This is a genomic window from Micromonospora sp. WMMB235 (genome assembly GCF_001855515.1).
In the GTDB taxonomy this organism is placed as follows: domain Bacteria; phylum Actinomycetota; class Actinomycetes; order Mycobacteriales; family Micromonosporaceae; genus Micromonospora; species Micromonospora aurantiaca.
This window is the reverse complement of sequence record NZ_MDRX01000001.1, coordinates 1,853,767-1,868,165: the sequence shown is the minus strand read 5'-3', so window position 1 is coordinate 1,868,165 and position 14,399 is coordinate 1,853,767. Positions and strand designations below refer to the sequence as shown.

1 protein-coding gene (running past one end of the window) is annotated in these 14,399 nt (G+C 75.7%); it reads left to right on the top strand.

Annotated features, from left to right (window positions below):
- Window positions 1–14,399: the 3' portion of a type I polyketide synthase gene (locus BFV98_RS07710; RefSeq protein WP_071095640.1), read on the top strand. Its footprint begins 15,394 nt before the window's first position; the window shows 14,399 of its 29,793 coding nt (coding positions 15,395–29,793); its start codon lies beyond the left edge, outside the window; the stop codon is at window positions 14,397–14,399.

The following is a 14,399-nucleotide window of genomic DNA, read 5'->3' as shown; positions in this document are numbered from 1 at the left end:
TGGAGAGCCTGTTCGACCCGGACCCGGAGCACAGCGGTACGTCGTACACGCGCCACGGGGGTTTCCTGTACGGGGCTGCCGAGTTCGACCCGGGCTTCTTCGGCATCTCGCCGCGTGAGGCCCTGGCGATGGACCCGCAGCAGCGGTTGCTGCTGGAGGCGTCGTGGGAGTCGTTCGAGTCGGCGGGGCTGGACCCGCAGCGGTTGCGGGGCAGCCGGACGGGTGTCTTCGCCGGTGTCATGTACCACGACTACGCCTCCCGCCTGATGGACCTGCCGCCGGACGCCGAGGGCTTCGTCGGCACGGGCACGTCGGGCAGCGTGCTGTCCGGTCGGGTCGCCTACACCTTCGGGCTCGAGGGCCCGGCGGTCACCGTCGACACCGCTTGTTCTTCCAGCCTCGTCGCGCTGCACCTCGCCGCGCAGGCGTTGCGTTCCGGTGAGTGTGATCTGGCGCTGGCCGGTGGTGTGACGGTGATGGCGACGCCGGGGACGTTCATCGAGTTCTCCCGTCAGCGCGGCCTGTCGGCCGACGGCCGCTGCAAGTCGTTCGCGGCGTCGGCCGACGGCACCGGCTGGTCCGAGGGCGTCGGCGTGCTGCTCGTGGAGCGGCTGTCGGACGCGCGGCGCAACGGGCACCGCGTGCTGGCGGTGGTACGTGGCACGGCCGTGAACCAGGACGGTGCGTCGAACGGGCTGACCGCGCCGAACGGTCCGTCGCAGCAGCGGGTGATCCGGCAGGCCCTGGCGAACGCGCGGCTCACTGCGGCCGACGTGGACGCCGTGGAGGCGCACGGTACGGGTACGACGCTGGGTGACCCGATCGAGGCGCAGGCGTTGCTGGCGACGTACGGGCAGGAGCGTCCGCAGGATCGGCCGTTGCTGTTGGGGTCGGTGAAGTCGAACATCGGGCACACGCAGGCGGCTGCGGGTGTGGCTGGTGTGATCAAGATGGTGTTGGCGATGCGGCACGGCGTCGTCCCGGCGACGTTGCATGTGGACGAGGCGTCGCCGCATGTGGACTGGTCGGCGGGGGCGGTGGCCCTGGCTACGGAGGCGACCCCGTGGCCGCGGGTGGACCGTCCGCGTCGGGCGGCGGTGTCGTCGTTCGGAATCTCCGGCACGAACGCGCACGTGATCATCGAGCAGCCGCCGGCCGGGACGATCGAGGGCGAGATCGTCACCCGCGACGTACCGCCGGTCGTGCCGGTGCTGCTGTCGGCCCGCGACGCCGCCGCGCTGTCGGCGCAGGCGGGCCGGTGGGCGCGCTGGCTGACCGCCGACGAGGCCCCGCGTCCGCTGGACGTGGCCTGGTCCTCCGTCACCACCCGGCCCGCGCTGGAACACCGGGCGGTCGTCACCGCCGCCGACCGGGACGACCTGGTCGCGGCGTTGACCGCCCTCGCCGACGGCGACCCCACCGGTACGGTCGTCTCCGGCGCCACCGGCCAGCGCGGCCGGCTCGCCCTGCTCTTCTCGGGCCAGGGCGCGCAGCGCGCCGGGATGGGCCGGGAGCTGTCGGCCGGGTTCCCGGTCTTCGCCGCCGCGCTGGACGAGGTGTGCGGACACCTCGATCCGTTGCTGCCGCGTCCGTTGCAGGGGGTGCTGTTCGCGTCTGCGGGCACCGCCGAGGCGGAGTTGCTGGACCAGACGGTGTTCACGCAGGCCGGGTTGTTCGCGGTCGAGGTGGCGCTGTTCCGCCTGGTGGAGTCGTTCGGGATCGTGCCGGACATGCTGGCCGGTCACTCGATCGGTGAGGTGACAGCCGCGTACGTGGCCGGGGTGCTGTCCCTGGCCGACGCGTGCGCCCTCGTGGCCGCGCGGGGTCGGTTGATGCAGGCGTTGCCCACCGGCGGCGGCATGCTGGCCGTGGCGGCCGACGAGGCTGCGGTGGTCGAGTCGATCGCCGGGCTCGCCGACCGGGCAGGCATCGCGGCAGTCAACGGACCCACCGCAGTGGTGGTGTCGGGTGCCGTCGAGGCCCTGGACGAGGTGGAGCGGGTCTGGCGCGACCGGGGCGTGCGCACTCGCCGCCTGACGGTGAGCCACGCGTTCCACAGTCCGCTGATGGAGGCGATGCTCGACGAGTTCCGCACGGTCCTGGACGGGTTGACGTTCTCCGCGCCGCTGCTGCCGGTCGTGTCGAACGTGACGGGGGCCCTGGCCGGCGACGAGATCCGCACGGCCGACTACTGGGTGCGGCACGTGCGCGAGGCCGTGCGCTTCGCCGACGGGATCACCGCCCTGCGCGAGGCGGGGGTGGACACGTTCCTGGAGGTCGGGCCGCAGAGCGTCCTGACCGCGATGGCTGCCGACGTGCTGCCCGGCGACGACGCCGTGCTGGCCGTCGCGGTGCAGCGCCGGGACCGTCCGGAGGCGCACGCGCTGCTGTACGCCATGGCGGAGCTGCACGTGCAGGGCGTGCCGGTGACCTGGCAGTCGTGGTTCGCCGACACCGGCGCGCGCCGCGTCGACCTGCCCACGTACGCCTTCCAGCACCAGCGCTACTGGCCCACCGCCGGCCGGGCGCGTACGGGCGACGTGTCCGGGGCCGGGCTCGGCCGCACCGTGCACCCGCTGCTCGGCGCGACGGTGGACCTGGCCGGCGACGACGAGATGGTGCTGACGGGCCGGCTCTCCCTGGCCACGCACCCGTGGCTGGCCGACCACACGGTCTCCGGGCTGACGCTGGTGCCGGGCACCGCCCTGGTCGAGCTGGCGGTGCGGGCCGGCGACGAGGTGGGCCTCTCCCGGCTGCGGGAGCTGACCATGGCCGCCCCGCTGGCCCTCCCCGGAACGGGAGGCGTGCGGATCCAGGTGCGGGTGTCCACGTCGGAGTCGCCGCAGCGTCCCGTCGCCGTCTACTCCCGCCCCGACGACGATCCCGAGGCGGGCTGGACCCGGCACGCGGAGGGCGTGCTGGAGCCTTCCACCGCCGACGAGCCGGACCCGGTCACCTGGCCCCCCGCCGGCGCGGCGGAGGTGGACCTGGCGAGCTGGTACCCGACGCTGGCGGAACACGGCCTGACGTACGGGCCGGCCTTCCAGGGGCTCCGGCGTGCCTGGACCGGCGGCGACGAGGTGTACGCCGAGGTGGTCCTGCCGGACGACGCGACGGAGGCCGCCGGGTTCGGCGTGCACCCGGCGCTGCTGGACGCCGCCCTGCACCCGATCGGGCTGCTGCTGGGCGGCGAGGAGTCGGGCGGGCCACGGGTGCCGTTCGCGTTCGAGGGCGTGCAGGTGCACGCCTCGGGAGCGGGGGCGCTGCGGGTACGCCTGACCCGCGACGGCTCCGGGCTGCGGCTGGCCGCGTACGACGAGGTGGGCGCGCCGGTCGTGTCGGTGGACTCCCTCGCCCTGCGGGAGCTGACCGGCGTGGCCGCGCCGGGCGTGGCCACGCGGTCGCTGTTCGAGCTGCGATGGCCGGCCGTGGAGGCCGCGCCCGCCGGGGAGCTTTCCGGCTGGGCGCTGGTGACCGGCGGCCGGGAGCTGCCGGCACCCGTCGGAATGCCCACGTACCCCGACGTGGCGACGGCCGCGGGGGAGGAGTCCGTCCCCCGGACGCTGCTGCTGCCGGTGTTCCCCGCGCCCGGGTCGGCGACGGCGGAGTCGGTCCGGGCGGTGACCTCGGACGTGCTGGCGACCGTGCAGTCCTGGCTCGGGGCGGATGCCCTGGCGGACTCGCGGCTCGTGGTGGTGACCCGGGGCGCGGTGTCCGTCGGGGACGACGACCGGGTGACCGACCTGGCCGGCGCGGCGGTGTGGGGTCTGCTGCGCTCGGCGCAGTCGGAGCACCCGGGCCGCATCGTGCTCGCGGACGTCGACGGCGACCCGGATGCCGCGCTGGTGGCCCTGCTGGACGGCGTCCTGCGGGAACCGACCGCGACCGGCGGCCAGTTGGCCGTCCGCGGGGGTGCGGTGCACTCGCCGCGCCTGGTCCGGGCCGGCATCACGGCGGCGGAGACGCCGGCCGTGGGTGACGGTGCGGTGCTGGTGACCGGTGGTACGGGTGCGCTCGGTGCGCTGGTCGCGGAGCACCTGGTGTCGGTGCACGGCGTGCGGTCGCTGGTGCTGGTGTCGCGGCGTGGTCCGGAGGCCGCCGGTGCGGGCGAGCTGTCGGAGCGGTTGTCGGCGTTGGGTGCGTCCGTGCGGGTCGTTGCCTGTGACGTGACGGACCGGGACCAGGTGTTCGGTCTGGTGGCCGAGGTGGCCGCCGAGGGTCGGCTGGCAGGTGTGGTGCACACCGCTGGTGTGTTGGACGACGGTGTGGTGGAGGGGCTGACGGCGGAGCGGTTGGCGGGGGTGTTGGCGCCGAAGGTGTCGGCGGGTTGGTTCCTGCACGAGGCGACGGCGGGTCTGGATCTCGACTTGTTCGTGGTGTTCTCGTCGGTTGCGGGTGTGCTCGGCTCGCCGGGTCAGTCGGCGTATGCGGCGGGCAACGCGTTCCTCGACGGGCTTGCGGCCCACCGGCGGCAGCTCGGGTTGCCGGCGGTGAGTCTGGCGTGGGGGATGTGGGACACGGCAGGCATGGCCGCCTCGATCGACGAGGCGGACCGGGCGCGGTCCGCGCGGGCGGGTCTGACGCCGATGAGCGCCGAGATCGGGTTGGAGCTGTTCGACGCCGCCCTGGGCGCCGACCGGGCGGTGCTCGTACCGGCCGTGATCGACGTGCCCGCGCTGCGGGCGGCGACCTCCGGCGGCCCCGTGCCGGCCGTGCTGCGCACCCTGATCGGCGTGACCGGCACCCGCCGCCAGGCGGGGCAGGGCGGTGGCGGCTGGGCCGACCGGCTCGTCGGGCTGACCGAGGACGAGGGCCGCGCCCAGGTCGACGTGCTGGTACGGGGTCTGGTCGCGCAGGTGTTGGGGCACGGTGGTGCGGAGTCGGTGCCGGCGGACCGGGCGTTCCGGGAGTTGGGCTTCGACTCGCTGACCGCCGTCGACCTGCGCAACCGCGTGAACGCGGCTACCGGGCTGCGGCTGGCCTCGACGCTGGTCTTCGACTACCCGACCCCGGCCATGCTCGCCGACCACCTGTGGTCGGAGTTGGCCGGGGTGCGCCAGTCGACCGCCGGCCCGGTCGCCGGCCCGGTCGCCGGCACCGACGAGCCGATCGCGATCGTGGGCATGGCCTGCCGCTACCCGGGCGGGGTGGAGTCCCCCGACGAACTGTGGGGGCTGCTGGCCGGCGGCGGCGACGGGATCTCCGAGTTCCCGGCGGACCGGGGCTGGGACCTGGAGTCGCTGTTCGACCCGGACCCGAACCGCAGCGGTACGTCGTACACGCGCCACGGAGGTTTCCTGTACGGGGCTGCCGAGTTCGACCCGGGCTTCTTCGGGATCTCGCCGCGTGAGGCTCTGGCGATGGATCCGCAGCAGCGGTTGCTGCTGGAGGCGTCGTGGGAGTCGTTCGAGTCGGCGGGTCTGGACCCGCAGCGGTTGCGGGGCAGCCGGACGGGTGTGTTCGCCGGTGTCATGTACCACGACTACGCCTCCCGGCTCATGGACCTGCCGACCGAGGTGGAGGGCTACGTCGGGACCGGCACCTCCGGCAGCGTGCTGTCCGGTCGGGTCGCCTACACCTTCGGGTTGGAGGGGCCGGCGGTCACGGTGGACACGGCGTGCTCGTCGTCGCTGGTGGCGCTCCACCTCGCCGCGCAGGCGTTGCGTTCCGGCGAGTGCGACCTGGCGTTGGCCGGTGGTGTGACGGTGATGGCGACGCCGGGGACGTTCATCGAGTTCTCGCGTCAGCGTGGTCTGTCGCAGGACGGCCGGTGCAAGTCGTTCGCGGCGTCGGCCGACGGCACCGGCTGGTCCGAGGGCGTCGGCGTGCTGCTGGTGCAGCGGCTCTCCGACGCCCAGCGCGAGGGCCGGAAGATCTACGCCGTGGTGCGGGGCACGGCCGTGAATCAGGACGGTGCGTCGAACGGGCTGACCGCGCCGAACGGTCCGTCGCAGCAGCGGGTAATCCGGCAGGCGCTGGCGTCGGCGCGGCTGTCGCCGTCCGACGTGGACGTGGTCGAGGCGCACGGCACGGGCACGACGCTGGGTGACCCGATCGAGGCGCAGGCCGTCCTGGCCACGTACGGGCAGGACCGGCCCGCCGACCGGCCACTCTGGCTCGGCTCGGTGAAGTCGAACATCGGGCACACGCAGGCGGCTGCGGGTGTGGCCGGTGTGATCAAGATGGTCATGGCGATGCGTCACGGCCTGGTGCCGGCGACCCTGCACGTGGACGAGCCGTCGCCGCACGTGGACTGGACGGCCGGGGCGGTGGCCCTCGCGACCGAGCCCACCCCGTGGCCGGCGGTGGACCGTCCGCGTCGGGCGGCGGTGTCGTCGTTCGGCATCTCCGGCACGAACGCGCACGTGATCATCGAGCAGCCGCCGGCCGGGACGATCGAGGGTGAGGTCGTCGCCAGCGACGTGCCGCCGGTCGTACCGGTGCTGCTCTCCGCGCGCTCCGACGCGGCCCTGGCCGGCCAAGCGGGCCGGTGGGCGCGCTGGCTCGCCGCCGACGAGGCCCCGCGTCCGCTGGACGTGGCCTGGTCCTCCGTCACCACCCGGCCCGCGCTGGAACAGCGCGCCGTCGCCGTGGTGGCCGACGGCAACGACCTGCTCACCGCGCTTCGGGCCCTCGATGCGGGCGAGCCCTCCGGGACCGTCGTGACCGGCTCCACCGCCGTACGCGGCCAGCTCGCGCTGATCTTCTCCGGCCAGGGCGCGCAGCGGGCCGGGATGGGCCGGGAGTTGTACGCCGGGTTCCCGGTGTTCGCCGCCGCGCTGGACGAGGTGTGTGGACACCTCGATCCGTTGTTGCCGCGTCCGTTGCGGGAGGTGCTGTTCGCGTCGTCGGGTTCCGCCGAGGCGGAGCTGCTGGACCAGACCGTCTTCACCCAGGCCGGTCTGTTCGCGGTCGAGGTGGCGTTGTTCCGTCTGGTGGAGTCGTTCGGGATCGTGCCCGACGTGGTGGCTGGTCACTCGATCGGTGAGGTGACGGCGGCGCATGTCGCGGGCGTGTTGTCCCTGGCCGACGCGTGTCAGCTCGTCGCCGCGCGGGGTCGGTTGATGCAGGCGTTGCCCACGGGCGGCGGCATGCTGGCCGTGGCCGCTGACGAGGCTGCGGTGGCGGAGTCTCTCGCCGGGATGACCGACCGCCTCGGTATCGCGGCCGTCAACGGGCCCACCGCCGTCGTCGTCTCCGGTGCCGTCGAGGCCCTGGACGAGGTGGAGCGGGCCTGGCGGGACCGAGGTGTGCGCACTCGCCGCCTGACGGTGAGCCACGCGTTCCACAGCCCGCTGATGGAGCCGATGCTCGACGAGTTCCGCACGATCCTGCACGGCCTCACCTTTGCCACGCCGCTGCTGCCGGTCGTGTCGAACGTGACCGGGGCCCTGGCCGGGGACGAGATCCGCACGGCCGACTACTGGGTGCGGCACGTGCGCGACGCCGTCCGGTACGCCGACGGGATCACCGCCCTGAGGGCCGCCGGTATCGACACGTTCCTGGAGGTCGGGCCGCAGAGCGTGCTGACCGCGATGGCCGCCGACGTGCTGCCCGGCGACGACGCCGTGCTGGCCGTTGCGGTGCAGCGCCGGGACCGTCCGGAGGCGCACGCGCTGCTGCACGCCCTGGCGGAGCTGCACGTGCACGGGATGCCGGTGACCTGGCAGTCGTGGTTCGCGGACACCGGCGCGCGCCGCGTCGACCTGCCCACGTACGCCTTCCAGCACCAGCGCTACTGGCCTGAGGGCACGCCCACGAGGCAGGCCGCCCCGGAGGGCGGCGACACCGAGTTCTGGGCCGCCGTCGAGCGCGGCGACCTGGCCGCCCTCGCCGCCGAACTCGGCGACGACACCGAGGACCTGGACGCGCTCGGCCCGGCCCTGCCGCTCCTGGCGCGCTGGCGTCAGCACCGGTCGCGCGACACCGCCCTCGACGGGTGGTCGTACCGGATCGGGTGGGAGCCGGTACGGCCGGCCCCGGCGACCCGGCTGTCCGGGCGGTGGCTGGTCGTCACCGTCGACAGCGGCGCCGACGCGGGCGTGGCGAAGACCCTCACCCAGGCGGGCGCCCGGGTGGACACGCTCACCGTGTCGTCCACCCTCGCCCGCCCCGAACTGGGCGAGCGACTGGGCCGGATCAGCGGGGAGGGCTGGGCCGGGGTGCTCTGCGTGCTGCCCCGCCAGGACCGGCCCCTGGCGGACACCCCGGCGGTGCCCGCCGGCGCGGCCGCCCTGCTCACCCTCATCCGGGCGCTCACCGACACCGGCCTGCCGGGACGGGTGTGGGCGCTGAGCCGTACCGCGATGCCGGTCACGGCCGGGGAGCGGGCCGGCGACGTATGGGCGGCGCTGGCGTGGGGCCTGGGCCGGGTCGTCGCCCTCGAACAGCCGGACCGCTGGGGTGGCCTGGTCGACCTGCCCGACCGCGCCGACCGCGGCGCCCGCGCCGGGCTCGTCGCGGTCCTCGCCGACGGCACCCTGGACCAGGTGGCCGTCCGCCGCAACGGCCTCTTCGGCCGGCGGCTGGTGCCGGCCGCGCCGCCCGCGGGTGCGGGTTGGCGGCCCGCCGGGACGGTGCTGGTGACCGGTGGTACGGGTGCGCTGGGTCGGCACGTGGCGCGCTGGTTGCTGGCGAACGGGGCGGCCGAGGTGGTGCTGGCGTCGCGGCGGGGTCCGGCGGCTCCGGGCGCTGCGGAGCTGGTGGCGGAGCTGGGCGCGGTGCGGGTGGTGGCGTGCGACGTCACCGATCGGGCCGCGGTCGAGGCTCTGGTCTCCGGGCTGCCGGAGCTGACCGCCGTCGTGCACACCGCCGGGGCGTCCGGCGGCACCACCGCAGCGCACGAGGTGACCGACGGCGAGCTGTCGGAGACCCTGGCCGGCAAGGTGCTCGGCGCCCTGCACCTCGACACCGCCTGCCGGGGTCGGGACCTCGACGCGTTCGTGGTCTTCTCCTCGGTCGCCGGTGTCTGGGGCGGCGGCGGGCAGGCCGGCTACGCGGCCGGCAACGCCCTGCTCGACACCCTCGTCGCCGCCCGCCGGGCGAAGGGCCTGCCCGCCACCGCGCTGGCGTACGGCCCGTGGGCGGAGGACGGCATGGCCGCCGGGGAGACCGCGGACGGCCTGCGCCGCCGCGGGTTCAGCCCGCTCGCGCCCGACGCCGCCGTCGCGGCGCTCGGCCGCTGGGTGAACGCCCCCGAGGCGGCCCCGGTGATCGTGGACGTCGACTGGTCCCGGTTCGTCACGGCGTTCACCGCCGTACGGCCGAGCCACCTCTTCGACCGGGTCGCCCCCGCCGTCGCCGGGGAGCCGCAGCGGCCGGAGAACACCGCCGCGACCGACGGGCTGCGCAACCGGCTCGCCACGCTGCCGGTGACCGGCCAGGAGGCGCTGCTGGTCGACCTCGTCCGCGCGGAGGCGGCGGCCGTGCTCGGCCACCCCACCACCGACCAGGTGCCGGCCGGCCGGGCGTTCCGCGAGCTGGGCTTCGACTCCCTCGCCGCCGTGCAGCTGCGGGACCGGCTGGGCCGGGTCACCGGCCTGACCCTGCCGTCGACAGTGGTCTTCGACCACCCCTCGGCGGCGGAACTGGCCCGCTTCCTGCGTACCGAAATCGTGGTCGGCGCGGACGGCGGCCCGGCTGCCGGCGGCGCGACCGCGGCCCGGCCCGCGGCCGACGAGCCGATCGCGATCGTCTCCATGGCCTGCCGCTTCCCGGGCGGGGTGTCGTCGCCGCAGGAGCTGTGGCGGCTGCTGGCCGACGGAGTGGACGCGGTCACGCCGATGCCTGCCGACCGGGGCTGGGACCTCGACGCCCTGTTCGACAGCGACCCGGAGCAGGTCGGCACCAGCTACACCCGCAGCGGTGGCTTCCTGCACGACGTCGCCGGCTTCGACGCCGCGTTCTTCGGGATCAACCCGCGCGAGGCCCTCGCCATGGACCCGCAGCAGCGGCTGCTGCTGCACACCACCTGGGAGGCCTTCGAACGCGCCGGCATCGACCCGCACGGCGTACGCGGCTCCGCCACCGGCGTCTTCATGGGCACCAACGGGCAGGACTACGCCACACTGCTGCTGGGCGCCCGAGCCCAGGTGGAGGGCTACCAGGCGACCGGCAACGGCGCGTCGGTGGTCTCGGGCCGCCTGGCGTACTCGTTCGGGCTGCACGGCCCGGCGGTCACCGTCGACACGGCCTGCTCGTCGTCGCTGGTGGCCCTGCACCTCGCCACGCAGGCGCTGCGCAGCGGCGAATGCGACCTCGCGCTGGCCGGCGGCGTGACGGTGATGTCGACGCCGGGCGCGTTCCTGGAGTTCTCCCGGCAGCGCGGCCTCGCCGCCGACGGGCGGGTCAAGGCGTTCGCCGAGGCCGCCGACGGCACCGGCTGGGGCGAGGGCGTCGGCGTCCTGCTGCTCCAGCGGCTCTCCGACGCCCAGCGCGACGGCAACCGGATCCTCGCCGTCGTACGGGGCAGCGCCGTCAACTCCGACGGCGCGAGCAACGGCCTCACCGCGCCGAACGGGCCCGCGCAGCAGCGGGTCATCCGGCACGCGCTCGACAACGCCGGCCTCACCCCCGCCGACGTGGACGTCGTCGAGGCGCACGGCACCGGCACCACCCTCGGCGACCCGATCGAGGCGCAGGCCCTGCTGGCCACGTACGGCAGGGACCGGACCGCCGACCGGCCGCTGTGGCTCGGGTCGGTGAAGTCGAACATCGGCCACACCCAGGCCGCGGCGGGCGCCGCCAGCCTCATCAAGATGGTGCTGGCCCTGCAGCACGAGGTGCTGCCGAAGACCCTGCACGTCGACGCGCCGACCCCGCACGTCGACTGGTCCTCCGGCACGCTGGCGCTGCTCACCGAGGCACGACCGTGGACCACCACGGAAGGGCCGCGCCGGGCGGGCGTCTCCTCGTTCGGCATCAGCGGCACCAACGCCCACGTCATCCTGGAACAGGCCCCGGACCGCCCGGAGCCGGCCTTCCCCGACGGGGACCGTCCCGCGGCGATCCTGCCGTGGCCGGTCTCCGCAGCCGACCTGCCCGCGCTGCGTGAGCAGGCCGGCCGGCTGGCCGACCGCGTCGCGACGGGCGACGACCCCGCCGACCTGGTCGCCTGGGCGCTCGCCGACGGCCGGGCCCACCTCGGCCGGCGGGCCACAGTGGTGGCCGCCGACCGGGCGACCCGAACGGCCGCGCTGCGGGCCCTGGCCGCCGGGGAGGAGCACCCCGCGCTGGTCACCGCCCGGCGACGCGGCGGCGGCCTCGCGGTCCAGTTCTCCGGCCAGGGCGCCCAGCGCCCCGGTGCCGGCCGCCGGCTGTACGACACGTTCCCCGTCTTCGCGGCGGCCCTCGACGAGGTCTGCGCGGCCCTGGACCACCAGCTGCCGCAGCCGCTGAAGCCGGTGCTGTTCGCGGCCGAGGGCAGCGCCGAGGCGACGCTGCTCGACGAGACGGTCTTCACCCAGGCGGGGCTGTTCGCGCTGGAGGTGGCCCTGTTCCGGCTGGTCGAGTCGTTCGGGGTGGTGCCCGGGCACGTTGCCGGGCACTCCATCGGCGAGATCACCGCCGCTCACGTCGCCGGCGTGCTGTCCCTCGCCGACGCCGCCACGCTGGTGGCCGCCCGGGGCCGGCTCATGCAGGCCCTGCCCGCCGGGGGCGGGATGCTCGCCGTCGCCGCCGACGAGGCGGCCGTCGTCGAGTCCCTGGCCGGGCTGGGCGACCGGGTCGGCGTCGCCGCCGTCAATGGCCCCACCGCCGTGGTCCTCGCCGGGGCCCTCGACGCCCTCGACGGGCTGGAACGGCTCTGGCGGGAACGCGGCGTACGCACCCGCCGGCTGCGGGTCAGCCACGCGTTCCACAGCCCGCTGATGGAGCCGATGCTGACCGAGTTCCGAGCCGTCCTCGACGGACTGACGTTCGCCGCGCCGCTGCTGCCGATCGTGTCGAACCTGACCGGGCGGCTCGCCGAGCCCGACGAGATCCGTACGCCCGGCTACTGGGTGCGCCACGTCCGGGAGGCCGTCCGGTACGCCGACGGGATCGCCGCGCTGCGCGACGCGGGCGTGGACACCTTCCTGGAACTCGGACCGCAGGCGGTGCTGACGGCGATGACCGCCGGCCTGCTCCCCGGCGCCGACGACGGCACGGCCGTGGCGGCGCTGCGCGCCGGCGCCGACGAGCCGGCCGCCCTGCTCGCCGCGCTGGCCGTCGTGCACGGCACCGGGCGCGACGTCGACTGGGCGGCGGTGCTCGCCGCGCTGGCCGGCCCCCGCCCGGATCGCCGGCTGCTGCCCGAGCTGCCGACGTACGCGTTCCGGCCGCAGCGCTACTGGCCGACCCTCGACACGTTGCCGGCACCGGCCGCCGACGACCCGGTCGACGACGCGTTCTGGCGGGCCGTCACCGACGGCGACCTGGGCCGCCTCGGCCTCGACCCGGACCAGCCGATGCGCGAGCTGCTGCCGGAACTGGAGTCGTGGCGGCGCCGCCGGCAGCTCGACGGCACCCTGGCCGGCTGGCGGTACCGGGTCACCTGGGAACGCCGGGCGCTGACCGTCGCCGACCCCGGCACGTGGCTGGTGGTGGCCCCGCCGCACCAGGTCACCGAGCGGGTGCTCGCCGCCCTCACGGCCGGCGCCGCGACGGTGCACCTGCTGACCGTCGACCCGGCCACCGTCACCCGCGACGGTCTGACCGCCGACCTCGACCGGCTCGCCGCCGCGCACCAGCCGACGGCGCTGCTGTCCCTGCTGGCGCTGGACGAGGCGCCGCACCCGGAGCAGTCCGCGCTGCCGACCGGCCTGGCGGCGAACCTGCTGCTCGTGCAGGCGCACACCGGCCGCTCCGGCCCGGCCGTGCCGCTGTGGCTGGCCACCACCGGCGCCGTCGCCGTCGGCGGGGAAGCGGTCGTGCACCCGACGCAGGCCACCACCTGGGGCCTCGGCCTCGTCGCCGCGCTGGAGCACCCCCGGCACGTCGGCGGAGTCGTCGACCTGCCGGCGGACCCGGCCGAGGCGGCGTACGCGGCCCTGGCCGGGGCCCTGGTCAACGTCGACGGTGAGGACCAGATCGCCGTCCGGGAGGCCGGCGTGCACACCCGGCGGCTGGTCCGCGACACCGGGCTGCCGGCGGCGGGCGACGGCTACCGGCCGAACGGCACCGTCCTGCTCACCGGCGGGACCGGCCCCCTCGCCCGGCACACCACCGACTGGCTGGGCCGCCACGGCGCCGAGGTGCTCCCGCTGGCCGAGCCGGCCACGGGCAAGCTCGGCGACCTGATGGAGCGGCTCGCCGCCGAGGAACGGCCGGTGACCGCGCTCGTGCACGTCCCGGCCGAGACCGGCTCGGTGCCGCTGACCGAGCTGACCCTCGCCGCCCTGGCCGCCGACCTGGCCGCCACCGTCGGCGACGTCCCGAGGTACGCCGACGAGCTGGCCCACCGCCCGCTCGACGCGTTCGTGCTGTGCACCTCGACCACTGGGGTGTGGGGCGCGGGCGGCCGGGCCGGCCAGTCCGCCGGCGACGCGCTGCTGCACGCGCTCGCGGCGAGCCTGCGCCACGGGGGACTGGCGGCCACCGCCGTGGCGTGGGGCCCGTGGCGCGACGATCCCGAGTCGGCGGAGCAGACGCAACTGCGCCGGCGGGGCCTGCCGGGCCTGCCCCCGGAGCTGGCCGTCGAGGCGTTCGGGCAGGCGCTGCGCGCGCAGGGGGCGCTGATCGTCGCCGACGTGCGCTGGGACCGGTTCGTGCCGACGTTCGCGTCGATGCGGCAGTGCCCGCTGCTGACCGGGGTCCCGGAGGCGGGCGCGGCGATGCCCGCCGACGACGAGCGCCGGCCGGCTGACGACGAGGCGGCGACCGCGCTGCGGGAGCGGCTGCGTCCGCTGAGCCCCGCCGACCGCGAGGGCGTCCTCGTCGACCTCGTGGGCGGCCTGGCGGCGACCGTGCTCGGCCACGGCGGCGACGCGGGGCTGGAGCCTGACCGGGCGTTCCGCGAGGTCGGCTTCGACTCGATGACGGCCGTGGAGCTGCGCAACCGGCTCCGCGCCGCCACCGGCGTCCATCTGCCCGCCGCCGTGGTGTTCGACTACCCCACGCCGGCGGCCCTCGCCCGGCACCTGCGCGACCGGCTCGCCGAGGACGGCGCCGCCGCGGCGGCGCCGCTGCTCGCCGAGCTGGAACGGCTCGACGGCGCCTTCGCGGCCGAGGCGCCGGACCGGCTGACCCGGCAGAAGCTGCTGGTGCAGCTGCAGGCGTTCGTCGCCCGGTGGGGCGACGACCGTGGTCCCGCCGAGGAGAAATCGGCCACGCACACCCTCGACGACGCCACCGACGCCGAGATCTTCGATTTCATCCACCGCGAGCTGGGTGGCCCCGGCGGCAATTTGCCAGGGATCTAG